This is a genomic window from Achromobacter spanius (genome assembly GCF_002812705.1).
Lineage (GTDB): Bacteria > Pseudomonadota > Gammaproteobacteria > Burkholderiales > Burkholderiaceae_B > Achromobacter > Achromobacter spanius.
The window spans coordinates 1,090,187-1,107,928 of the sequence record NZ_CP025030.1 but is presented as its reverse complement, the minus strand read 5'-3'; the positions used below and the strand labels follow the sequence as shown (position 1 = coordinate 1,107,928).

At 63.9% G+C, this 17,742-nt stretch carries 18 protein-coding genes; 14 read left to right on the top strand and 4 right to left on the bottom strand.

Annotation, left to right across the window (positions count from 1 at the left end; all coding sequences use genetic code 11):
• The first annotated feature begins 8 nt into the window (after positions 1-8).
• From CVS48_RS04945 to CVS48_RS04925, 5 genes are all read left to right on the top strand, one after another.
• Positions 9-932: an SURF1 family protein gene (locus CVS48_RS04945; protein ID WP_100853503.1), complete on the top strand. Its 924-nt coding sequence runs from the start codon at positions 9-11 to the stop codon at positions 930-932.
• Between the two features lie 89 nt (positions 933-1,021).
• A complete protein-coding gene (locus CVS48_RS04940) occupies positions 1,022-1,597 on the top strand; it encodes an SCO family protein (protein ID WP_100857515.1) in 576 nt (191 codons plus the stop codon).
• A 312-nt stretch (positions 1,598-1,909) separates the two neighbouring features.
• Positions 1,910-2,944: a COX15/CtaA family protein gene (locus CVS48_RS04935; RefSeq protein ID WP_100853502.1), complete on the top strand. Its 1,035-nt coding sequence runs from the start codon at positions 1,910-1,912 to the stop codon at positions 2,942-2,944.
• Between the two features lie 13 nt (positions 2,945-2,957).
• Positions 2,958-3,851, top strand: a complete 894-nt coding sequence (cyoE, locus tag CVS48_RS04930) for a heme o synthase (protein ID WP_100853501.1) — start codon at positions 2,958-2,960, stop codon at positions 3,849-3,851.
• A gap of 17 nt (positions 3,852-3,868) precedes the next feature.
• Entirely contained in the window at positions 3,869-4,483 is a 615-nt protein-coding gene (locus tag CVS48_RS04925) for an SCO family protein (protein WP_100853500.1), read from the top strand.
• 21 nt (positions 4,484-4,504) lie between these two features.
• On the opposite strand, the gene CVS48_RS04920 is transcribed toward CVS48_RS04925, so the two are convergent.
• Positions 4,505-4,732 carry a DUF3717 domain-containing protein gene (locus tag CVS48_RS04920; RefSeq protein ID WP_100853499.1) on the bottom strand — a complete coding sequence of 76 codons (228 nt, stop codon included), beginning with the start codon at positions 4,730-4,732 and terminating at the stop codon, positions 4,505-4,507.
• 143 nt (positions 4,733-4,875) lie between these two features.
• On the opposite strand from CVS48_RS04920, the gene CVS48_RS04915 reads away from it, so the two are divergent.
• The 6 genes from CVS48_RS04915 (at position 4,876) to CVS48_RS04890 (ending at position 11,698) form a co-directional block, all read left to right on the top strand.
• Positions 4,876-5,559, top strand: coding sequence for a glycine zipper 2TM domain-containing protein (locus CVS48_RS04915; RefSeq protein WP_100853498.1), 684 nt, complete (start codon positions 4,876-4,878; stop codon positions 5,557-5,559).
• Positions 5,560-5,598: 39 nt separating this feature from the next.
• A complete protein-coding gene (locus CVS48_RS04910; RefSeq protein WP_100853497.1) occupies positions 5,599-6,408 on the top strand; it encodes a PhaM family polyhydroxyalkanoate granule multifunctional regulatory protein in 810 nt (269 codons plus the stop codon).
• 66 nt (positions 6,409-6,474) lie between these two features.
• Positions 6,475-7,848: a bifunctional UDP-N-acetylglucosamine diphosphorylase/glucosamine-1-phosphate N-acetyltransferase GlmU gene (gene glmU, locus CVS48_RS04905; protein WP_100853496.1), complete on the top strand. Its 1,374-nt coding sequence runs from the start codon at positions 6,475-6,477 to the stop codon at positions 7,846-7,848.
• Positions 7,848-9,218 (top strand): MFS transporter, encoded by a 1,371-nt coding sequence (locus CVS48_RS04900; protein ID WP_100853495.1) that lies wholly within the window; start codon positions 7,848-7,850, stop codon positions 9,216-9,218. The genes glmU and CVS48_RS04900 overlap by 1 nt, the downstream gene beginning before the upstream one ends.
• A gap of 102 nt (positions 9,219-9,320) precedes the next feature.
• Positions 9,321-10,643 carry a UDP-glucose dehydrogenase family protein gene (locus CVS48_RS04895; protein ID WP_100853494.1) on the top strand — a complete coding sequence of 441 codons (1,323 nt, stop codon included), beginning with the start codon at positions 9,321-9,323 and terminating at the stop codon, positions 10,641-10,643.
• Positions 10,640-11,698 (top strand): glycosyltransferase family 4 protein, encoded by a 1,059-nt coding sequence (locus CVS48_RS04890; RefSeq protein ID WP_100853493.1) that lies wholly within the window; start codon positions 10,640-10,642, stop codon positions 11,696-11,698. Before CVS48_RS04895 ends, CVS48_RS04890 begins: the two co-directional genes overlap by 4 nt.
• Before the next feature lie 33 nt (positions 11,699-11,731).
• On the opposite strand, the gene CVS48_RS04885 is transcribed toward CVS48_RS04890, so the two are convergent.
• The 3 genes from CVS48_RS04885 to CVS48_RS04875 form a co-directional block, all read right to left on the bottom strand.
• On the bottom strand, positions 11,732-12,460 hold the full coding sequence (locus tag CVS48_RS04885; protein ID WP_242001364.1) for a nucleotidyl transferase AbiEii/AbiGii toxin family protein: 729 nt from the start codon (positions 12,458-12,460) through the stop codon (positions 11,732-11,734).
• Positions 12,457-12,771 carry a hypothetical protein gene (locus CVS48_RS04880; RefSeq protein ID WP_100853491.1) on the bottom strand — a complete coding sequence of 105 codons (315 nt, stop codon included), beginning with the start codon at positions 12,769-12,771 and terminating at the stop codon, positions 12,457-12,459. Before CVS48_RS04880 ends, CVS48_RS04885 begins: the two co-directional genes overlap by 4 nt.
• Before the next feature lie 89 nt (positions 12,772-12,860).
• Positions 12,861-13,349 (bottom strand): Lrp/AsnC family transcriptional regulator, encoded by a 489-nt coding sequence (locus CVS48_RS04875; RefSeq protein WP_100853490.1) that lies wholly within the window; start codon positions 13,347-13,349, stop codon positions 12,861-12,863.
• A 150-nt stretch (positions 13,350-13,499) separates the two neighbouring features.
• Between CVS48_RS04875 and glmS the strand changes: the two genes are divergently transcribed.
• From glmS to CVS48_RS04860, 3 genes are all read left to right on the top strand, one after another.
• Positions 13,500-15,332: a glutamine--fructose-6-phosphate transaminase (isomerizing) gene (gene glmS, locus CVS48_RS04870; RefSeq protein ID WP_100853489.1), complete on the top strand. Its 1,833-nt coding sequence runs from the start codon at positions 13,500-13,502 to the stop codon at positions 15,330-15,332.
• Positions 15,333-15,750: 418 nt separating this feature from the next.
• Positions 15,751-16,479 (top strand): hypothetical protein, encoded by a 729-nt coding sequence (locus CVS48_RS04865; protein ID WP_126376237.1) that lies wholly within the window; start codon positions 15,751-15,753, stop codon positions 16,477-16,479.
• A 131-nt stretch (positions 16,480-16,610) separates the two neighbouring features.
• Positions 16,611-17,636, top strand: a complete 1,026-nt coding sequence (locus CVS48_RS04860; RefSeq protein WP_100853487.1) for a helix-turn-helix transcriptional regulator — start codon at positions 16,611-16,613, stop codon at positions 17,634-17,636.
• The last annotated feature ends 106 nt before the right edge of the window (positions 17,637-17,742 follow it).

Sequence of the window (17,742 nt, the reverse complement as noted above, 5' to 3'; positions counted from 1 at the left end):
AACGATACATGGCCCGACCGCATTCAACACGCTACACGGTAACCGCCCTACTTCTGCTTGGCATCGCCGTGGTGATTCTGGTGTCGCTTGGGCAGTGGCAGTTGCGTCGCAGCGATGAGCGACGCGCCATTCTGGACGCGATCGAAGCGGGCCGCAAGCAAGCGCCTGTGATGCTGACACCCGCAACGTCCTCCGACGACTTGACGCCTTGGCGCGTGGCTCAGGCTACGGGCGTGTGGCAACCGCAATTCAGTGTACTGCTGGACAACCGCAACCACGAAGGGCGTCCCGGCTACTGGCTGGCTACGCCGCTGTTGCTGGATGGGTCTTCTCGTCAGGCCGTACTGGTGCTGCGCGGCTGGCTGCCCCGGGTCATGCCCGGCCAGGGCGCCCCCGCGTTGCCGGCCACGCCGCAAGGCCCGCAGACCATTACCGGCGAGATGGCCGACCGTGTGCCGCGCCTGTTTGAATTGTGGTCGCTGGGCGGGCAGGATCAATCGGCCCTGCCAGCCGCGCTGCCTGCCTCGGGCGGCAAGGTGCCGCAGGTTCAAAACTTGCCGCTGGACGCTTATGCTCGCGCGACGGGGCTGAACCTGCTGCCCGTCGTGTTGACCCAGACCGGCCCCACCAGCAAGAGTGGCCAGACCAACGAGACCGGTCAGAACAGCCAGAATAGCCCCGACGTTCAGAACAGCCAGAGCGCTCAGAGCAGCCAGAACGCTCAGCACAGCCAGAACTCTCCGTATAACCAGGCCGACGGCGACGGTCTGGTGCGCGACTGGCCCCAGCCGTCCGTTGATTTTCAAAAGAATACGTCTTACGCGGTCCAGTGGTTCGCGTTCGGCTTGATTGCCGCCATCGCATGGCTGGTGGTGCTGGGGGGCGCCATCAAGCGCATGCGCCAGCGCGCGGGACAAGGCCCCAGGGCCTGAGCGCGCATCAATGAATGACTCTTCCAGGATATAACGTGGCTCGCGACATCTCATCCCACACACCCGCACGCAAGCGCTCGCTGACGCCCATGGTGCTGGTGTTCCTGTGTTCGCTGGCGCCCATCGTGGCCGCCTTCGTGGTGTACATGAACCCGCAATGGTGGCCGGCGGAATCCACCAACTATGGCACGCTGGTGTCGCCGCAGCGGCCCATGCCCGCCGCCAACGACCTGAAGCTGACGACCTTGGACGGCAAGCCGTTCGACCTGCAAAGCTTGAAGGGCAAGTGGTTGCTGGTGGCGGCCGATGGCGCGGAATGTCCGGAAAGCTGCGCTCGCAAGCTCTACATTACGCGCAACACGCACGCCAGCCAGGGCAAGAACGTGGACCGCCTGGCCCGCGTCTGGTTCATTACCGACGACGCGCCGGTGCCGCAGAAAGTGCTGGAGGCCTATCAAGGCACGGTCATGCTGCGGGTGAACCCGGACCAGCTTGCGCACTACCTGCTGGCCCGCGACTCCGCCGCCGGGCAGCCGGGCTTGCAGGACCCGATCTGGGTGATCGACCCGCTGGGCAACCTGATGATGCAGTACCCTGCCCAGGCGGATGGCGTGAAGGTGCGCAAGGACATCAGCAAGCTGGTCTATAACTCGCGCATTGGTTAACTTTTGCCCGCGACAAGCACCCGCAGGGTGCGCAGCGTGGGGGCATTTTTTTCCGCCGGGCCGCCCCAAGGAAAAAAGCGGCCCCCTCGGGGGGCAGCAAGCACCCGTAGGGTGCGCAGCGTGGGGGCATTTTTTTCCGACGGGCCGCCCCAAGGAAAAAAGCAGCCCCCTCGGGGGGCAGCAAGCACCCGTAGGGTGCGCGGCGTGGGGGCATTTTTTTCCGCCGGGCCGCCCCAAGGAAAAAAGCAGCCCCCTCGGGGGGCAGCAAGCACCCGCAGGGTGTGCGGCGTGGGGGCATTTTTTATGGTTGATATGGAACGCATCAAAGCGCGTTATCGCAAGCTCGTTTTCTTCACCTGGTTCCTGACGCTGGACCTGATCATGTTCGGCGCCTTCGTGCGCCTGACGGATTCCGGCCTGGGTTGCCCGGATTGGCCCGGCTGCTACGGCAGCGTGACGCCGCTGGGCGCGCAGGGCGACATCCATCAAGCGTCGCAGGCCATGCCGTTCGGGCCCGTGACGATGTCCAAGGCCTGGATCGAAATGATCCATCGCTACGTCGGCACCATCCTGGGCATGCTCATCATCGGCATCGTCTACATGGCATGGCGCTATCGCCGCGAACTGGGCCGCTCGCCCGCGCTGGCCGTGACGACGCTCGTCGCCGTGTGCGTGCAAGGCGCCTTCGGCGCGTGGACCGTCACGCACAAGCTGATGCCCGCCGTGGTGACGGCCCACCTGGTGTTCGGACTGTCGGTGCTGGCGCTGATGACGTGGCTATCGGCCCGCGAACGTCCGCACCTGGCGATTGCCGCCGCGGCGGCGCGCTGGAAGCCCTGGGTGGCGGTGGGCTTTGGCCTGCTGCTGGTGCAGGTGACGCTGGGCGGCTGGGTCAGTACCAACTACGCCGCGCTGGCCTGCATGGACTTTCCCATGTGCCACGGGCAGTGGTTGCCTGATATGGACTTTCACGGCGGCTATTCGGTGATCCGTGGCCTGGGTGAACTGCCATCGGGCGAAATGATCTCGCAGCCCGCGCTGACCGCCATCCACTGGGTACATCGTAATTTTGCCTTTGTCGTATTCCTGTACCTGGGGACCTTGGCCTGGCGGCTGCGGGCCGAACCGGGCTTGCGCGGCCCGGCAACGTTGATGCTGGCCCTGCTGGCCGCGCAACTTTTCACCGGTCTGACGACCATCTTCTTCCAGTGGCCGCTCTTGATTGCGGTGCTGCACAATGGGGGCGCCGCCGGCCTGACCTTGGCCGCCGTGGTGCTGATGGTGCGTTTATCCACGGCGGGAAGCGCGCCGACCGGGGGCTGTGGCCCCAATTCGGTGCGCGTTTAAAATAGGGTCCACTATGACCAGTCTTGCCGCTCCTCCCTCCGGATTGCTCCGCCAATACTTCGTACTCACCAAGCCGCGCGTCACGCAGTTGGCGGTGTTTTGCGCGGTCATCGGCATGTTTCTCGCCGTTCCGGGTGTACCCGATATGCGCCGCGTGCTGTTTGGCACCATCGGCATCTGGCTGCTTGCCGCGGCCGCCTTCGCCATCAACTGCCTGATCGAACAGGAAGTGGATGCGCGCATGCTGCGCACGGCGCGGCGCGCCACCGCCCGAGGCACCATTTCCGCCTTCCAGGTGCTGAGCCTGTCGGGCCTGTTGGGCGGCGCGGGCATGTTCGTGCTGTACACGCTGGTGAACCCGCTGACCATGTGGCTGACCTTCGCCACGTTTGTGGGCTACGCCGTTATCTATACCGTCATCCTCAAGCCGCGCACGCCGCAGAACATCGTGATCGGCGGCTTGTCGGGCGCGATGCCGCCCGCGCTGGGCTGGGCCGCCGTGGCGGATTCCGTGCCCGCCGAGGCCTGGGTGCTGGTGCTGATCATCTTCATCTGGACCCCGCCGCACTTCTGGGCGCTGGCGCTGTACCGCAACCATGACTACGCCAAGGCCGGCCTGCCCATGCTGCCGGTCACACACGGCAACCAGTTCACGCGCCTGCACATCCTGCTCTATAGCGTGGCGCTGGTGGCCACGACGCTGTTGCCCTACGCCATCCGCATGAGCGGCGCGCTGTATCTGTTGTCGGCATTGGTGCTGGGCGGCATGTTCGTGTCCTATGCCTGGCGCCTGTACCGTGCCTATAGCGACGAACTGGCGCGCAGCATGTTCCGCTTTTCCATTCTCTACCTGGCGTTGCTGTTCGGCGCCCTGCTGGTGGACCACTGGGTCGCCCTGCTGCGCTGACCCCTGGAGGTTGTTTGATGTCCGTGTTTTCCGCCAGCCGCCGGCTGGGCCTGCGCCTTGCCGCCGCCGCCGCCGTCACTGTCCTTACCGCCACCCTTGCCGCTTGCGGCGAAAGCGCGCCCACATTCAAGGGCAGCGACATCAGCGGCACCCAGTTGGGGCGTGGCATGGAGCTGACCGACACCAACGGCAAGTCCCGCCAGTTGTCGGACTTTGCCGGCAAGGTTGTCGTGGTGTTCTTTGGTTTCACGCAATGCCCGGATGTGTGCCCCACGTCCCTGGCTGAACTGACCGAAGTCATGAAGAAGCTGGGCCCGGACGCCGACCGCGTGCAGGTGCTGCTGATCACGGTGGACCCCGAGCGCGATACGCAAGAAGTGTTGAAGCAGTATGTGACCGCGTTCGATCCGCGTTTTCTGGGCCTGACCGGCACGCCCGACCAGATCAAGAAGGCCGCCGCGTCATTCAAGGCGTATTACGCCAAGGCGCCCACCAAGGACGGCAACTACACCATGGACCACACCGCCGCGTTCTACCTGCTGGATGGCAAGGGCGAATCGCGCGTGCTGGCCAACAACACGCTGGGCGTGGACGCGCTTACGCACGACATCAAGGCGCTGCTGAAAGACTAGCGGCTTAGTGCTTAAGAAGGATCAGCGGGCCTGCGTGCCCGCCGCAGCCCAGCCGGCCAACGCCGCCTGGGCTTTTTCATTTAACTCGGCCACCGCGATGTCGTGCCGGTGCGTGATGATCATCAGGGCGTAGGGCGTTGCCAGCGCCGCGGCTTCAGGGCACAGGCGCGACTCGTCGCCAACCGACGGCGAGACGTTGCGCCAGTAGTTGATTGCCTGTTCGAGCTGGGGCAGGGAAATGGAATCCATGCGCTATTGTCCACGAATGGGCATGGCTGTCCACCGACGCGCCCCGCGCCTGAAACCCCTGCAAAGAAGCGTCACCATCGCAACATGCCGAAACCGCGCGCGGGTGCTATACCGATGCCGGTTAGTTACGATGGAGCATCGTTATGAATACATCCACCCGAATCCAGAACTCGCGCAGCGGCTTGCACCCCCTGGTCGCGGCCGCGGCCATCGCGGTCATTGTCATGTGCGCGGTGGGCGTGGCGGCGGTGATGGGCTGGCTGCCTTCGCCGTCGGCCAATCCGCACGCCGATACGCCCGTGGTTGAAGCGGGCCCCGAAGGCGCCAATCTGGCACCCGCCCCAGGGTCACAGCCTGTCCCGCAACAAGCGCAACAGGCACAACAGGCGCAGCAGGCCGCACCGCAGACCCAGCAGGCCCGTCCGGCATCGGCCTCGGCGCCCCGCGCGGCGGCGCCCGCGCCGGCCAAGCAGGCATGCCAAAGCTGCGGGGTGGTGGAAACCATCCGCCAGGTGCAGGTTCCGGTGAAGGACAACAGCGACCATTTGGTTGGCACCATCGGCGGCGGCGTGGTCGGCGGCGTAGTGGGTAATCAATTTGGCGGAGGCAGCGGCAAGACGGCGCTGACCGTGCTGGGCGCGGTGGGCGGCGCTTTGGCAGGCCGTGAAGTTGAGCGTAATATCAGACAGCAACAAACGGTGACGCACTATGAGCTGACGGTTCGCATGAACGACGGCAGTGCGCGCCAGTTCCGCAGCGCGCAGCCGTTCGCCTTTGCCTCGGGCGATCACGTGCGCGTGGAAAACAACCAGCTGCTGCCGGGCTAAGCCAAGGCCGGTGGCGATCAGTCCATGGGGAGACCTGGCATGAGCGACCAATTCACGAACCCGTTTGTCCTTCCCGGCATGGGACAGAATTCCGATCTGTCGGGCAACCCCTTGCTGGCCAGCATGGAGATGATGCGCCAGGCCTGGGCCGGCCTGACCGGCCCGGGTGGCCTGGCCAGCAGCCTGCCGATGGCGCCGCCCATGAATCTTGAAGACCTGGACCGCCGTATCGCCGAACTGCGTTCGGTGGAAAACTGGCTGCGCATGAATCTGTCCATGCTGTCGTCCACCATCCAGGGCATGGAAGTGCAGCGTTCCACCATCAGCACCTTGCGTGCCTTTGTGGACAGCGCCGCCAGCATGGACATGAACGCCGTGCGCGACAGCGGTGCGGCCTCGCCGCTTGAAGTGGTGCTGGGCTTGAAGCCCGCGCCGAAGTCCGCCGCCAAACCGGCATCATCGGAAAGCGCCCGCGACGCCAAGCCGCAGGAACCTTCCGCCGGCACGTTGTCGGAATCGGATGCCGGCAAAGCGTCGGCCGCCGACTCGGCAGGGCCTGGCATGACCGAGCAAATGGGCGCTGCCGCGCAGTCGGCCTCCAAGGCGTGGTGGGACTTGCTGCAGCAGCAGTTCAACCAGATTGCAGCCGCCACCGCCGCGTCCATGCCGACCAACCCCGCCGAGCCGGGCGAGTCCGCCACGCCCAAACCCAAGGATTCCAAGCCGGCCGCCAAGACCGAGGCCAAGGCTTCCAAGCCCGCCACCCGCAAACCCGCGGCGCGCAAGACGGCAGCCAAGTCCGCGCCCCGGGCATCTAAAAATAACGGGCCTGCCGACGGCAAGCCCTGAACTCCTTTCAATCGACCCGCATCGGCCGCAAGGCCGTTTGCGCCGTCTCTAAACCTATCAGAACTTATGCTTAATGTAGTGATCCTCGCCGCCGGACTGGGCAAACGCATGCAGTCCAACCTTCCCAAAGTCTTGCACACGCTGGCCGGCAAACCCATGCTGGCCCATGTGCTGGACAGCGCGCGCCAGTTGAAGCCCGCGCGCATCATCGTTGTGGTGGGCCACGGCGCGGACCGCGTCAAAGAGGCTTTTGAAGGCCAGCCGGATCTGCACTTCGTGTTGCAGCAGCCGCAACAGGGCACGGGCCACGCGGTGCAGCAGGCCGTGCCGCTGCTGCTGGAAGGCGATGGCAAGGACGATGTCACGCTGGTGCTGTACGGCGACGTGCCGCTGGTGCAGCCTGATACCCTGCAACGCCTGCTGGATGCGCGCGCCACGGGCGCCGCCGTGTTGACCGAAGTGCTGGACGATTCCACCGGCTATGGCCGCATCGTGCGCGATGACAAGGGCAATGTGTGCCGGATCGTCGAACACAAAGATGCGTCGGAAGCCGAACACGCCATCAAGGAAGTGAACACCGGCATCCTGACCGCCCCGACGGCCAAGCTGAAAGACTGGCTGACCCGTATCGACAACAAGAACGCGCAAGGCGAGTACTACCTGACCGACGTGGTCGGCCTGGCCGTGGTCGACAAGGTGCCCGTGGGCGCGGCGCAACCCGGCGCCGGCTGGGAAACGCTGGGCGTGAACAGCCGCGTGCAGCAAGCCGAACTGGAACGCCGCTGGCAGGGCGAGCAGGCCCGACGCCAGTTGGAAGCCGGCGTAACGCTGGCCGACCCCGCCCGCTTTGATGTGCGCGGCACGCTGACTTGCGGGCGCGACGTATTCATTGACGTGGGCTGCGTGTTCGAAGGCAAGGTCACGCTGGCCGACGGCGTGCGCGTAGGCCCGCACTGCGTGCTGCGCGACGTGACCGTGGGCGCGGGTACGCAGATCGAGGCATACAGCCATTTGCAGCAAGCAGAAGTGGGCCAGGATGCGCGCGTGGGTCCGTATGCCCGCCTGCGCCCCGGCGCTGAATTGGGAGACCGCAGCCACGTCGGCAACTTCGTTGAAATCAAGAAGAGCGTGCTGGGCGCCGACAGCAAGGCCAATCACCTGGCCTACATTGGCGATGCCGACATTGGCCAGCGCGTGAACGTGGGCGCGGGCACCATCACCTGCAATTACGACGGCGTGAACAAGCACCGCACCGTCATCGAAGACGACGCCTTCATCGGGTCGGACACGCAGTTGGTGGCGCCGGTGCGCGTGGGCCGGGGCGCAACCCTGGGCGCGGGCACCACCCTGACCCGCGATGCGCCGGCCGACAAGCTGACGGTGTCGCGCGCCAAGCAGATCACCGTTGAGGGTTGGCAGCGTCCCGCGAAGAAGTCGTGATGGCGGAGAGCGAATCCGCCAAGAACGCCTTACCTGACGGCCTGCCCGCGCCGCGCCGTTACTGGGCGGCTGCCACGGTCATGACAGGCATCAGCCTGTCGGTGCTGGACACCACTATCGCCAACGTGGCGCTGCCCACGATTTCCGTGGACCTCAACGCCTCGCCGGCCCAGGCGGTGTGGATCGTCAACGCCTACAACCTGGCGGTGGTGATGACGCTGCTGCCCTTGTCGGCGCTGGCCGAGCGCATCGGCTTTCGCCGCATGTTCACCTTTGGCCTGATCCTGTTCACGCTGGCGTCGCTGGGCTGTGCGCTGGCCGGCACCTTGTGGCAACTGACCGCCGCGCGCGTTTTCCAGGGCGTGGGCGCCGCCACGCTGATGTGCATGTTCGGCGGGCTGGTGCGCAATATCTATCCCCTGCACATGCTGGGCCGGGGCATCAGCATCAACGCCACCACGGTGGCCGTGATGTCGGTGCTGGGGCCCACCATCGGCTCCGCCATCCTGTCGGTGGCGCCGTGGCCCTGGATCTTTGCCGTCAACCTGCCTATCTGCGTGCTGGCCATGTTCGGCCTGCGCCATCTGCCCGAAGTGCCGCGCAACGATGTGAAGCTGGACTGGGTCAGCGTGGTGCTGTGCATGGCGACGCTGGGCGTGTTCATTTCCGGTGTCGACATGATGGGCCAGGACCTGCTGCGCGGCATCGGCCTGGTGGCCATTGCATCGGTGGCGGGCTGGGTGCTGGTGCGCCGCGCCAGCAAGCAACCGGCGCCCTTGGTGCCGGTGGATCTGCTGCGCATCCGTCCGCTGGCGTTCGCCGTGGGCGCATCCGCCTGCACGTTCGCCGCGCAGATGGCGTCGTATGTGTCCTTGCCGTTCTACTTCCAGCAGGTGCTGGGTCGGCCGTACCTGGAAGTGGGCTTGCTGATGGGCGCCTGGCCCGTGGGCACGGCCATCATCGCCCCGCTGGCGGGCCGCCTGTCCGACCGCTATTCCGCCGCCACCTTGAGCGGCGTGGGGGCGGCGACCATGGTGGCCGGCATGCTGTGGCTGACCCTGTTGCCGGCCTCGGTGTCGAACTGGCCCATCGTGGCCGGCATGTTCGTGGCGGGCGTGGGCTTTGGCTTCTTCCAGACGCCTAACAACCGCGCCATGCTGTCGGCCGCGCCCCGCGCGCGCAGCGGGGCGGCGGGCGGCTTGCAGGCCACCACCCGCGTGTTCGGGCAAAGCTTCGGCACCGCGCTGGTGGCCATCGCGTTCAGCATCAGCCTGGCGCACGGCCCGGGCCTGGCGCTGGTGCTGGGCACGATATGCGCCGCGTTGGCGGTGGTGGTGAACACGGTTCGATTCAACAAACTACGCACCTAGAGGCCGCCGCGCCCCTGGGTCCCGGCCGCTTCTATAATGGCGGCCGGCGTCTGGTTCCTCTTGCCAGGCGCGCAAGATTCCCTATTTTGAAGGCGTGCAGGCATGAAAATCACGGTCGTGGGTACCGGTTACGTGGGGTTGGTGTCGGGAGCGTGTCTGGCCGACATGGGCAACGACGTCATGTGTCTGGACGTGGACGCCGCAAAAATCGCCCTGTTGCGCCAAGGCGGCATCCCGATCTATGAGCCCGGCCTGGAAGACCTGGTCCGCCGCAACGTGCAGGCGGGCCGCCTGCATTTCACGGACGACGTGGCCCAAAGCGTGGCCTTTGGCGACGTGCAATTCATTGCCGTGGGCACGCCGCCTGGCGAAGATGGATCGGCCGACCTGAAGTACGTGCTGGCCGCCGCGCAGAACATCGCGCGCCACATGACGTCCCGCAAACTGATCGTGGACAAGTCCACCGTGCCGGTCGGCACCGCCGACAAGGTGCGCGCCGTGGTGCAGAAGGAACTGGCCGCGCGTGGCGTGGACATCCCGTTCAGCGTGGCGTCCAACCCCGAATTCCTGAAGGAAGGCGCGGCCATCAATGACTTCATGAGTCCCGACCGTGTCGTCGTGGGTGCCGACGACGACTACACCGTCGGCGTGATGCGCCGTATCTACGAACCGTTCCAGCGCACCCACGACCGCCTGATGGTGATGGACGTGCGCTCGGCCGAGCTGACCAAGTACGCCGCCAACGCCATGCTGGCCACGCGCATCTCGTTCATGAACGAAATGGCGAACCTGGCCGAAGCGCTGGGCGCCGACATCGAACAGGTGCGTCGCGGCATTGGCGCCGACCCGCGCATCGGCTACCACTTCCTGTACCCCGGCGCAGGCTATGGCGGCTCGTGCTTCCCCAAGGACGTGCAGGCGCTGGTGAACACCGCCGCTGAAAATTCCCTGCCCATGCGCGTCATCGAAGCGGCCGAGGCCGCCAACCACGCACAGAAATTCCGCCTGTCCGAGAAGCTGGTCGCGCGCTATGGCAACGACCTGCGCGGTCGCAAGATTGCGCTGTGGGGCCTGTCGTTCAAGCCGAACACCGACGACATGCGCGAAGCCCCCAGCCTGACGGTCATTGCCGAACTGACGCGCCGTGGCGCCGACGTGCGCGCCTACGACCCCGTGGCCATGCATGAAGCGGCGCGCGTGCTGGTCGGCCAGCCCGGCATCAGCTTCGCCACCGACATGTACGACGCGCTGGACGGCGCTGATGCGCTGTTGATCGCCACCGAATGGAAAGTCTTCCGCGCGCCCGACTTCGACCGTGTCAAAGCCCTGCTGAAAGCCCCCGTCATCATCGATGGCCGCAACCTGTACACGCCGGCTGACGTGCGCGCCCTGGGCTTCGAGTATTCCGGCATCGGACGCGCATGAAGATCTTGCAACTGAACTTCGAGAAAGGCTGGCGCGGCGGCGAACGGCAGACGCTGTATTGCATGCGCGCCTTCCGCAAGGCGGGCCATGACGTCGAAGTGATGTGCCGGGAAGGCGCGCCGCTGGCCGAGCGCGCGCGCCAGGAAGGGTTTGTTGCTCACACCTGCCGCAACGTGCCGGGGCAACTGGCTTTTCTGGCGGGCGCGGGCCGCTATGACATCATCCACGCGCAAACGGCCAACACCATCACCTGGGCCGTGCTGACCAAATGGCTGCATCGTCGCCCCGTGGTGTTCTCGCGCCGCACCTCGTTCGTGGTGAAACCTGGCGACGAATGGAAGACCGGTTTCAAGTGGCGTCACGCCAACCTGTTCGTGGCCATCAGCGAGATGGCGGCGGGCGAACCGCGCCGCCTGGGCATTGAACCCGTCATCATCCGCAGCGCGGTTGAACCCCACACCATCAACGCCGACAACGTCGCCAAGCTGGTGCAGGAATTCGACCTGGCCGGCAAGAAGGTCATGGCCACGTCCGCCGCGCTGATCCGCGACAAAGACCCCGTGACCCTGGTGCGCGCCGTGGGCGAACTGGCCAAGACACGGCGCGATTTCATCTTCCTGCACTTCGGCGCCGGCGGCGACCGCGAGCAGCAGGCCAAGGACGAAGCGCGCCGCCTGGGTATCGAAGACGTCTACCGCTTCGCGGGCTTTCGCAAAGGCGTCGAAGACTTCTACAGCATCCTCGACGTGTTCGTCATGAGTTCAGAAGAAGAAGCGCTAGGCAGCAGCGTGCTGGACGCTTTCTTGCAGCATGTGCCGGTGGTCTCCACCGACGCGGGCGGCCTGAAGGAAAGCCTGGCTGATGGCCGCGGCGTGCTGGTGGCCGTGGGCGACCATCAAGCCATGGCAGCCGGCATGGCCCGCTGCCTGGACGACGCGGCATTCCGCAAAGACGTCACGGAACGTGCGTACGAATACGTGAAGAGCGAGCACGACGTACAGAAGATGGGGAATCGTTATCTGGCGCAGTTCGAGCGGTTGCTGGGGCGGGTTTAGGCGGTAGGCGCAGGGGGTTTCAGTGCCTGTGGGTCAAGCCGACGGAGATGGTCCGGTTGGGTGTTCAAACCGAGACCATTGCGTCAAGCGTGCCTTGGCCCATTGCGTAGCCCAGTCAAAATCCGGCAAATGGTGCGTTCGAATCCGCTCCCAAGCCAGACGCTGCGACTGCCGCTGCGCCATGTGCGACAGCGCGGTATCTATCCCTTCCAGCTTGGCGTTTAGCAACGCCGCCAGCGCCTTTTCAGGGATGGCGTCCGCCGGCCCTTCTGTTTGAAGGATCACCCAATCGAATAAGTCGCGTGCGGTAAGCGCCCATCCACGGAAGAATAGTTTCTTGGCCAGGACTTCCGCGGGAGACTCCATCGGAAAGCTCGTTTCGTCGGCAGGCGGGTTCCACGTGTTTGTCGAGGCGGGAAGCAGGGGGGCGGCAACGACAAAGTCGATTTCGCCTTCGGCAAAACGCAATTTCACGTGCGCGTTGTCTTCGTTGTATCCGGCAAGCTCGCTTTCAAACATATCGTTCAGGCGTGGCGAAATGTAGGGAAGCCAGGCAGGCGAATCAACGAATAGATCGACGTCGTCGCTGATTCGATGGTCTAGCGCCAGCATCAGGCGTGTGCCGCCGCCCAATACGGGCTTAAACGATTCGCCGCCATGATGGCGCGCGTCGTCAACAAGCCTTTGCGCACGCGCTTCAAGTGTTCTCCACGGACCAGCCTCGCGATGCTTTTGGATATCGGCAAGCGTGGTCTTGGTCACAGGACCCCCTCGAGCGCCTGCTCCCATTGTTCTACCCGGGGCAATCCGAATTGGTCGCGAGCCTGTTGATAAAGTGCGTGCGCCTCTTCTAGCCGGACGCCAGCTTCAAAGCTGGCCCTGCCAATAAATTCGGGTTCGAGTTCGATGAACATGCTGGCCAGGAGCTCTTGTACAAGTTCGTCGCCCGAGGCCGAGGAGAGATCGCCGTCGCGCAATGCGGCAGCAACGTCGCGGGGGTCCACCACGCGCCCGTATGGGGCGTTGAGGTGAGTCGCGATCATCTCAAGGTACTTGGTGGAATGCGTATACACGGAATGCTCCTGTGCGAGGCGTTCTGGCGCCTGTCGCCGAGTCGTTTCGTATTATCCACCGGCCAGGCACTCTTTGTGCCATTCTCGATTCACCGCCGCACATCAATCCTGGTTTCGAACTTGGCGCGGTGCACCGAAAAGAATGTGCGCACGTTGCGCACGTTGGCTAGTGCGGTGAATGCGCGGTGTACCAGGGCGTGGTAGGCGGGCATGTCTTTTACCTGGGCGATCACCACGAAATCCGGTCCTGGCGACACGCGGTAGCACTGCAGCACCGCCGGTTCGGTCAGCATGCTTTGTTCGAACGCATCCAGGCTTTCGGCCGCCTGCACGTCCAGCGTGATCTCCACGATCGCCGTCAATGTGCTGCCGAGTTTTTCGGCGGCAAGTATCGCGACCTGCCTGTCGATGACCCCTTCGTCCACCAGGCGCCGAACGCGGCGCAGGCAGGTGGGGGGCGACGCATGCACCCGCGCCGCCAGATCCTGGTTGGTCAGCGAGTTGTCCGCCTGTAGCTGCTCGAGGATGCGCAGATCCAAATCGTCCAGTTCGGGCGCGGAAATTGGCGTGTTGTGCATGATTAATTCAAAAATGCCGAATTGAAGAAAGATTATTTAATCACAAATCTGTAAGTGAATTAACTTTCAAATTCATCATCATTAAGAAATCATATTTCTTACTGCCTCGAGCACAATGCGTCGGTACACGAACTTAAGCGGAGTCTTCCTATGTGCGGCATTGTTGGCGCCGTCGCCCAGCGCGACATCACCCCTATCCTGGTTGAAGGTCTGAAGCGGCTGGAATATCGCGGCTACGACTCTTGCGGCGTCGCCGTGTATGCCGACGGCCATCTGCGCCGTACGCGCAGCACGCAGCGCGTGGCCGAGCTGGCTGATCAGGTGGCACAGGACAAGGTCCAGGGTTTCACGGGTATCGCCCACACCCGTTGGGCCACCCACGGCGTGCCCGCCACGCACAACGCCCACCCGCACTTTTCGCATCTGGGCAACGAAGAGCCGCGCATCGCGCTGGTGCACAACGGCATCATCGAAAACCACGACGAACTGCGCGCTGAGCTGCAGGCCGTGGGTTACGTCTTTGAAAGCCAGACCGACACCGAAGTCATCGCGCACCTGGTGAACCACCTGTACGCGGGCGACCTGTTCGAAGCGGTCCAGAACGCCGTGCGTCGCCTGCACGGCGCATACGCCATTGCCGTGTTCTGCCGCGATGAGCCGCATCGCGTGGTGGGCGCGCGCCAAGGTTCGCCGCTGGTGGTGGGCGTGGGCCAGAACGAGAACTTCCTGGCGTCCGACGCGCTGGCGCTGGCCGGCACGACCGACCAGATCATCTACCTGGAAGACGGCGACGTCGTCGACCTGCAGCTCTCGCGCGTGTGGATCGTGGACGCCAACGGCAAGAACGTGGACCGCGAAGTGCACACCGTGCACGTGCACACCGGCGCCGCCGAACTCGGCCCGTATCGCCACTACATGCAAAAGGAAATCTTCGAGCAGCCGCGCGCCGTTGGCGACACGCTGCAAGATATCGAATCGATTTCGCCCGAGCTGTTCGGCGACGAGGCCTACAAGATCTTCAAGGACATCGATTCGCTGTTGATCCTGGCGTGCGGCACGAGCTACTACGCCGGCCTGACCGCCAAGTACTGGATTGAATCGATTGCGAAGATTCCGGTGGCCGTCGAAATCGCCAGCGAATACCGCTACCGTGACAGCGTGCCGAATCCGCGTTCGCTCGTCGTCACGATCTCGCAGTCCGGCGAAACCGCCGACACGCTGGCCGCGCTGAAGCACGCGCGTTCGCTGGGCATGGACAAGACGCTGACCATCTGCAACGTGTCCACCAGCGCCATGGTGCGCGAGTGCAAGCTGTCGTACATCACGCGCGCCGGCGTTGAAATCGGCGTGGCCTCCACCAAGGCCTTCACCACGCAGTTGACCGCGCTGTTCCTGCTGACGCTGGCGCTGGCGCAAGTGCGTGGCCACCTCAGCGACGAGCAGGAAGCCGAACACCTGAAGGCGCTGCGCCACCTGCCCGTGGCCATTGGTTCGGTGCTGGCGCTGGAGCCGCAGATCATGGCTTGGGCCGATCGCTTTGCGTCCAAGGAAAACGCCTTGTTCCTGGGCCGTGGCATGCACTACCCGATCGCGCTGGAAGGTGCGCTGAAGCTGAAGGAAATCAGCTACATCCACGCCGAAGCCTACCCGGCCGGCGAACTCAAGCACGGCCCGCTGGCGCTGGTGACGGAACACATGCCCGTCGTGACCATCGCGCCCAAGGACGAGCTGCTGGAAAAGCTGAAGTCCAACATGCAGGAAGTGCGCGCGCGCGGCGGCGAGCTTTATGTGTTCGCCGATGCCGACAGCAAGATCCAAAGCGCCGAAGGCATGCACGTGATCCGCATGCCGGAAAACTACGGCAAGCTGTCGCCGATCCTGCACACGATCCCGCTGCAACTGCTGTCGTATCACACGGCATGCGCGCGGGGTACGGACGTGGACAAGCCGCGCAATCTGGCGAAGAGCGTGACGGTGGAGTGAGGGACAGGGGTGCTGTCTTGGGTGTGAAAACAAGGAATGAAGTCGGCCGCACTGATAACGGTTGGCTTTGTCCTTTGATTCTGACCGGGCTGCCCTCAATCGACGCACTTCAGGCAGCAAGAAGGCCGCTAAAGCGGCCTTTTTTTTCGTCTGCTCGGCTAAGCATCCAGCCATCAGTGCAATCCCGTTTTTGCCGGCACAGCTACGACGGCTGCTGGACGGATGCAGCCACTCGAGGACGCGAACTTCCAACCCATTGGGGACCTAGTGCTGCAGCAGATACTGGCAGTCTATTTCTCCGCATTATCCCGCGCGACTCAAGCGACCTCGCAAGTAAATACCACCAATGCGGCCTTCGGGACAGCTAATGTCCTGACCGCGATCCAAACTGCGTACTCCCAACTCAAGTGGAGACACAGTGTCGGATTCGATAGCAACCCGTGGAACTCATACCGTATTCAATCGCCCCGTGGTCGCCCTGCACGGCTGGGGGATGTCTGCGGAGGATGTCGCCTTGCTTGTGCGGCAGCTTGCGGAGGAAGTGCCGGCCTTTGATTGGCACGCGGATACGGACGCGCCGCGCGGCGCGCTGTCGCTGCATCTCGTGGACTTCGCCGCATTGACGGGAAAAGGGCGCGCCGCCTGGAATGCCTTTGGCCCGATCGAGGCCATGCGTCAGGCCCGTGAGCAGGGCGTGGCGGCATTGGCGTTGTGCCGTGGCCGGGTCAGCCAGTTGCCCGCTGTTCGCAAGGGTGTCTGGGTCATGGCGGCGGACAAACCGTGGGCATGCGCCGTGCAAACGTCAGTGCGGGCGTTGGCGGCTCTGGAATGGACCCGTGCGGAGGGCTACAAGGCAGTGCCTGCGTGGCGCGCGGCGCGCAAGTTCGCCGATGCCAATCTACTTGCTGTTCTGGGTTTTGAGGAAACCGCCGCCGGCTTTTCCGAGGTCCTGCGCGAGGCGCTGACCGCGCTGTTGATGCAACCTGCAGCGCTCGCCGTTGCCGGCGTTCCCGAGCATGAGGTGCAGCGCACGATAATCGAAGCGGGTCTGCACGAATTGCAACCTTTGGTCGCCGCGCCCATGACGCTGGACGGTGCGATGCGCGTGGATGCCTTGCTGGGTTTTCCCTGGCCCGCGCTCGATTAAATCTGGCCGATTATTTTCACCGCGACTTCTGCATCGGGACTTCCCGGACCGGCATGTGTGGGCCCTGACATGCCTGGTAAATCCCAGTTTGCTATCGTAGCAACTTCATGTCGAAGTGAGTGAGTTGCTGCATGCCCCCACTGGTCGCCAATATATTTCACGTCTTGAAGGACGCCGAGCAAGGCGGGCACTTCATGAGTACGCCGGAAATACACCGGGAGTTGTGCCGGTCATATCCCGAGCCTCCCGTCGTCAAGACTGTTCTGCGCACATTGCAGAAGTTGCTCGACCAACAGTTGGTGGAGTCCGAAAAGCGTGGCACGGCGCTGGTCTGGCGCAGGCGGGCCGGCGCTGGAGGTGTGGCCGCCAGGTCGGCCGGCTTGATGACGCATGAACAAGCGCTGGCGCTGCAGACTTTGAAGCGCTTTTCATCCCGCCAGATTCCGTCGCTGGTTTCCGAGTCGCTGTCTTCCTTGTTCGACACTGCGGAGAAACGCCTGGGCGTTTCGCAGAGCGACAGCGAACGTCGCTATCGAAAATGGGTGGATAAGGTCGAAGTAGAAAGCGGGGCCTTTGCCTTGCAGCATCCGGCCATAGACTCAAATACCTTTTCTACCGTTTCCCGTGCTTTATTTTTTGAGCAGAAACTCGAAGTGGTTTATCGCGTTCGCTCCAAAGGGGACCAGGAAACGGCGAAGATTATCGACCCGCTGGGATTGGTCGAGGTGGGCGGGGTGATTTATCTTGTCGCAGCCATGGTCGGCTATCCCAAGCCCGCCATGTACCGGCTTGACAGGGTGGTCAGCGCAACCATGCTGCCAGAGATATTCGCCTATCCCCGGGAATTCAGCCTGGCCGAGTATGTGAAACATCAGAGGCAGTTCGATTTCATGGTGGAGGGCGCCATCAAGCTGGAACTGCGGTTTCTCAGCGGCGCTGGCAATCACCTGATCGAATCGCCCTTATCCGATGATCAAGTGGCGGAGTATGTCGGATCGGAACTGCGGGTCAGGGGCACGGTCTTGCTCAGCAAACGCCTGCGTTGGTGGCTGAGAGCGTTTGGCCCGAATGTCGAGGTCCTGGGGCCGGCAAGGCTACGCGAGGAAATGGCCAACGAAGCGGAAACGCTTGCGGCGCTTTATTCAGCGCGTGCGTGAGCGAGTGGGTGATCGAGACACGTAATGTCCCGATCGCCTCTTATTCTGGTTGCGGTGCGGCAGTCATCGGGCTGCCGATTTTGCCTATCCTGGATTCACATGATCA

What these genes read in the sequence shown, in the direction of transcription:
- CVS48_RS04945 (WP_100853503.1), top strand. Translation starts at nt 9, where the DNA reads ATGGCCCGACCGCATTCAACACGCTACACGGTAACCGCCCTACTTCTG.
- CVS48_RS04895 (WP_100853494.1), top strand. Translation starts at nt 9,321, where the DNA reads ATGAAAATCACGGTCGTGGGTACCGGTTACGTGGGGTTGGTGTCGGGA.
- cyoE (WP_100853501.1), top strand. Translation starts at nt 2,958, where the DNA reads ATGACCAGTCTTGCCGCTCCTCCCTCCGGATTGCTCCGCCAATACTTC.
- CVS48_RS04875 (WP_100853490.1), bottom strand. Translation starts at nt 13,349, where the DNA reads ATGCACAACACGCCAATTTCCGCGCCCGAACTGGACGATTTGGATCTG.
- CVS48_RS04890 (WP_100853493.1), top strand. Translation starts at nt 10,640, where the DNA reads ATGAAGATCTTGCAACTGAACTTCGAGAAAGGCTGGCGCGGCGGCGAA.
- CVS48_RS04860 (WP_100853487.1), top strand. Translation starts at nt 16,611, where the DNA reads ATGCCCCCACTGGTCGCCAATATATTTCACGTCTTGAAGGACGCCGAG.
- CVS48_RS04915 (WP_100853498.1), top strand. Translation starts at nt 4,876, where the DNA reads ATGAATACATCCACCCGAATCCAGAACTCGCGCAGCGGCTTGCACCCC.
- CVS48_RS04900 (WP_100853495.1), top strand. Translation starts at nt 7,848, where the DNA reads ATGGCGGAGAGCGAATCCGCCAAGAACGCCTTACCTGACGGCCTGCCC.
- CVS48_RS04920 (WP_100853499.1), bottom strand. Translation starts at nt 4,732, where the DNA reads ATGGATTCCATTTCCCTGCCCCAGCTCGAACAGGCAATCAACTACTGG.
- glmU (WP_100853496.1), top strand. Translation starts at nt 6,475, where the DNA reads ATGCTTAATGTAGTGATCCTCGCCGCCGGACTGGGCAAACGCATGCAG.
- CVS48_RS04935 (WP_100853502.1), top strand. Translation starts at nt 1,910, where the DNA reads ATGGAACGCATCAAAGCGCGTTATCGCAAGCTCGTTTTCTTCACCTGG.
- CVS48_RS04940 (WP_100857515.1), top strand. Translation starts at nt 1,022, where the DNA reads ATGGTGCTGGTGTTCCTGTGTTCGCTGGCGCCCATCGTGGCCGCCTTC.
- CVS48_RS04910 (WP_100853497.1), top strand. Translation starts at nt 5,599, where the DNA reads ATGAGCGACCAATTCACGAACCCGTTTGTCCTTCCCGGCATGGGACAG.
- glmS (WP_100853489.1), top strand. Translation starts at nt 13,500, where the DNA reads ATGTGCGGCATTGTTGGCGCCGTCGCCCAGCGCGACATCACCCCTATC.
- CVS48_RS04925 (WP_100853500.1), top strand. Translation starts at nt 3,869, where the DNA reads ATGTCCGTGTTTTCCGCCAGCCGCCGGCTGGGCCTGCGCCTTGCCGCC.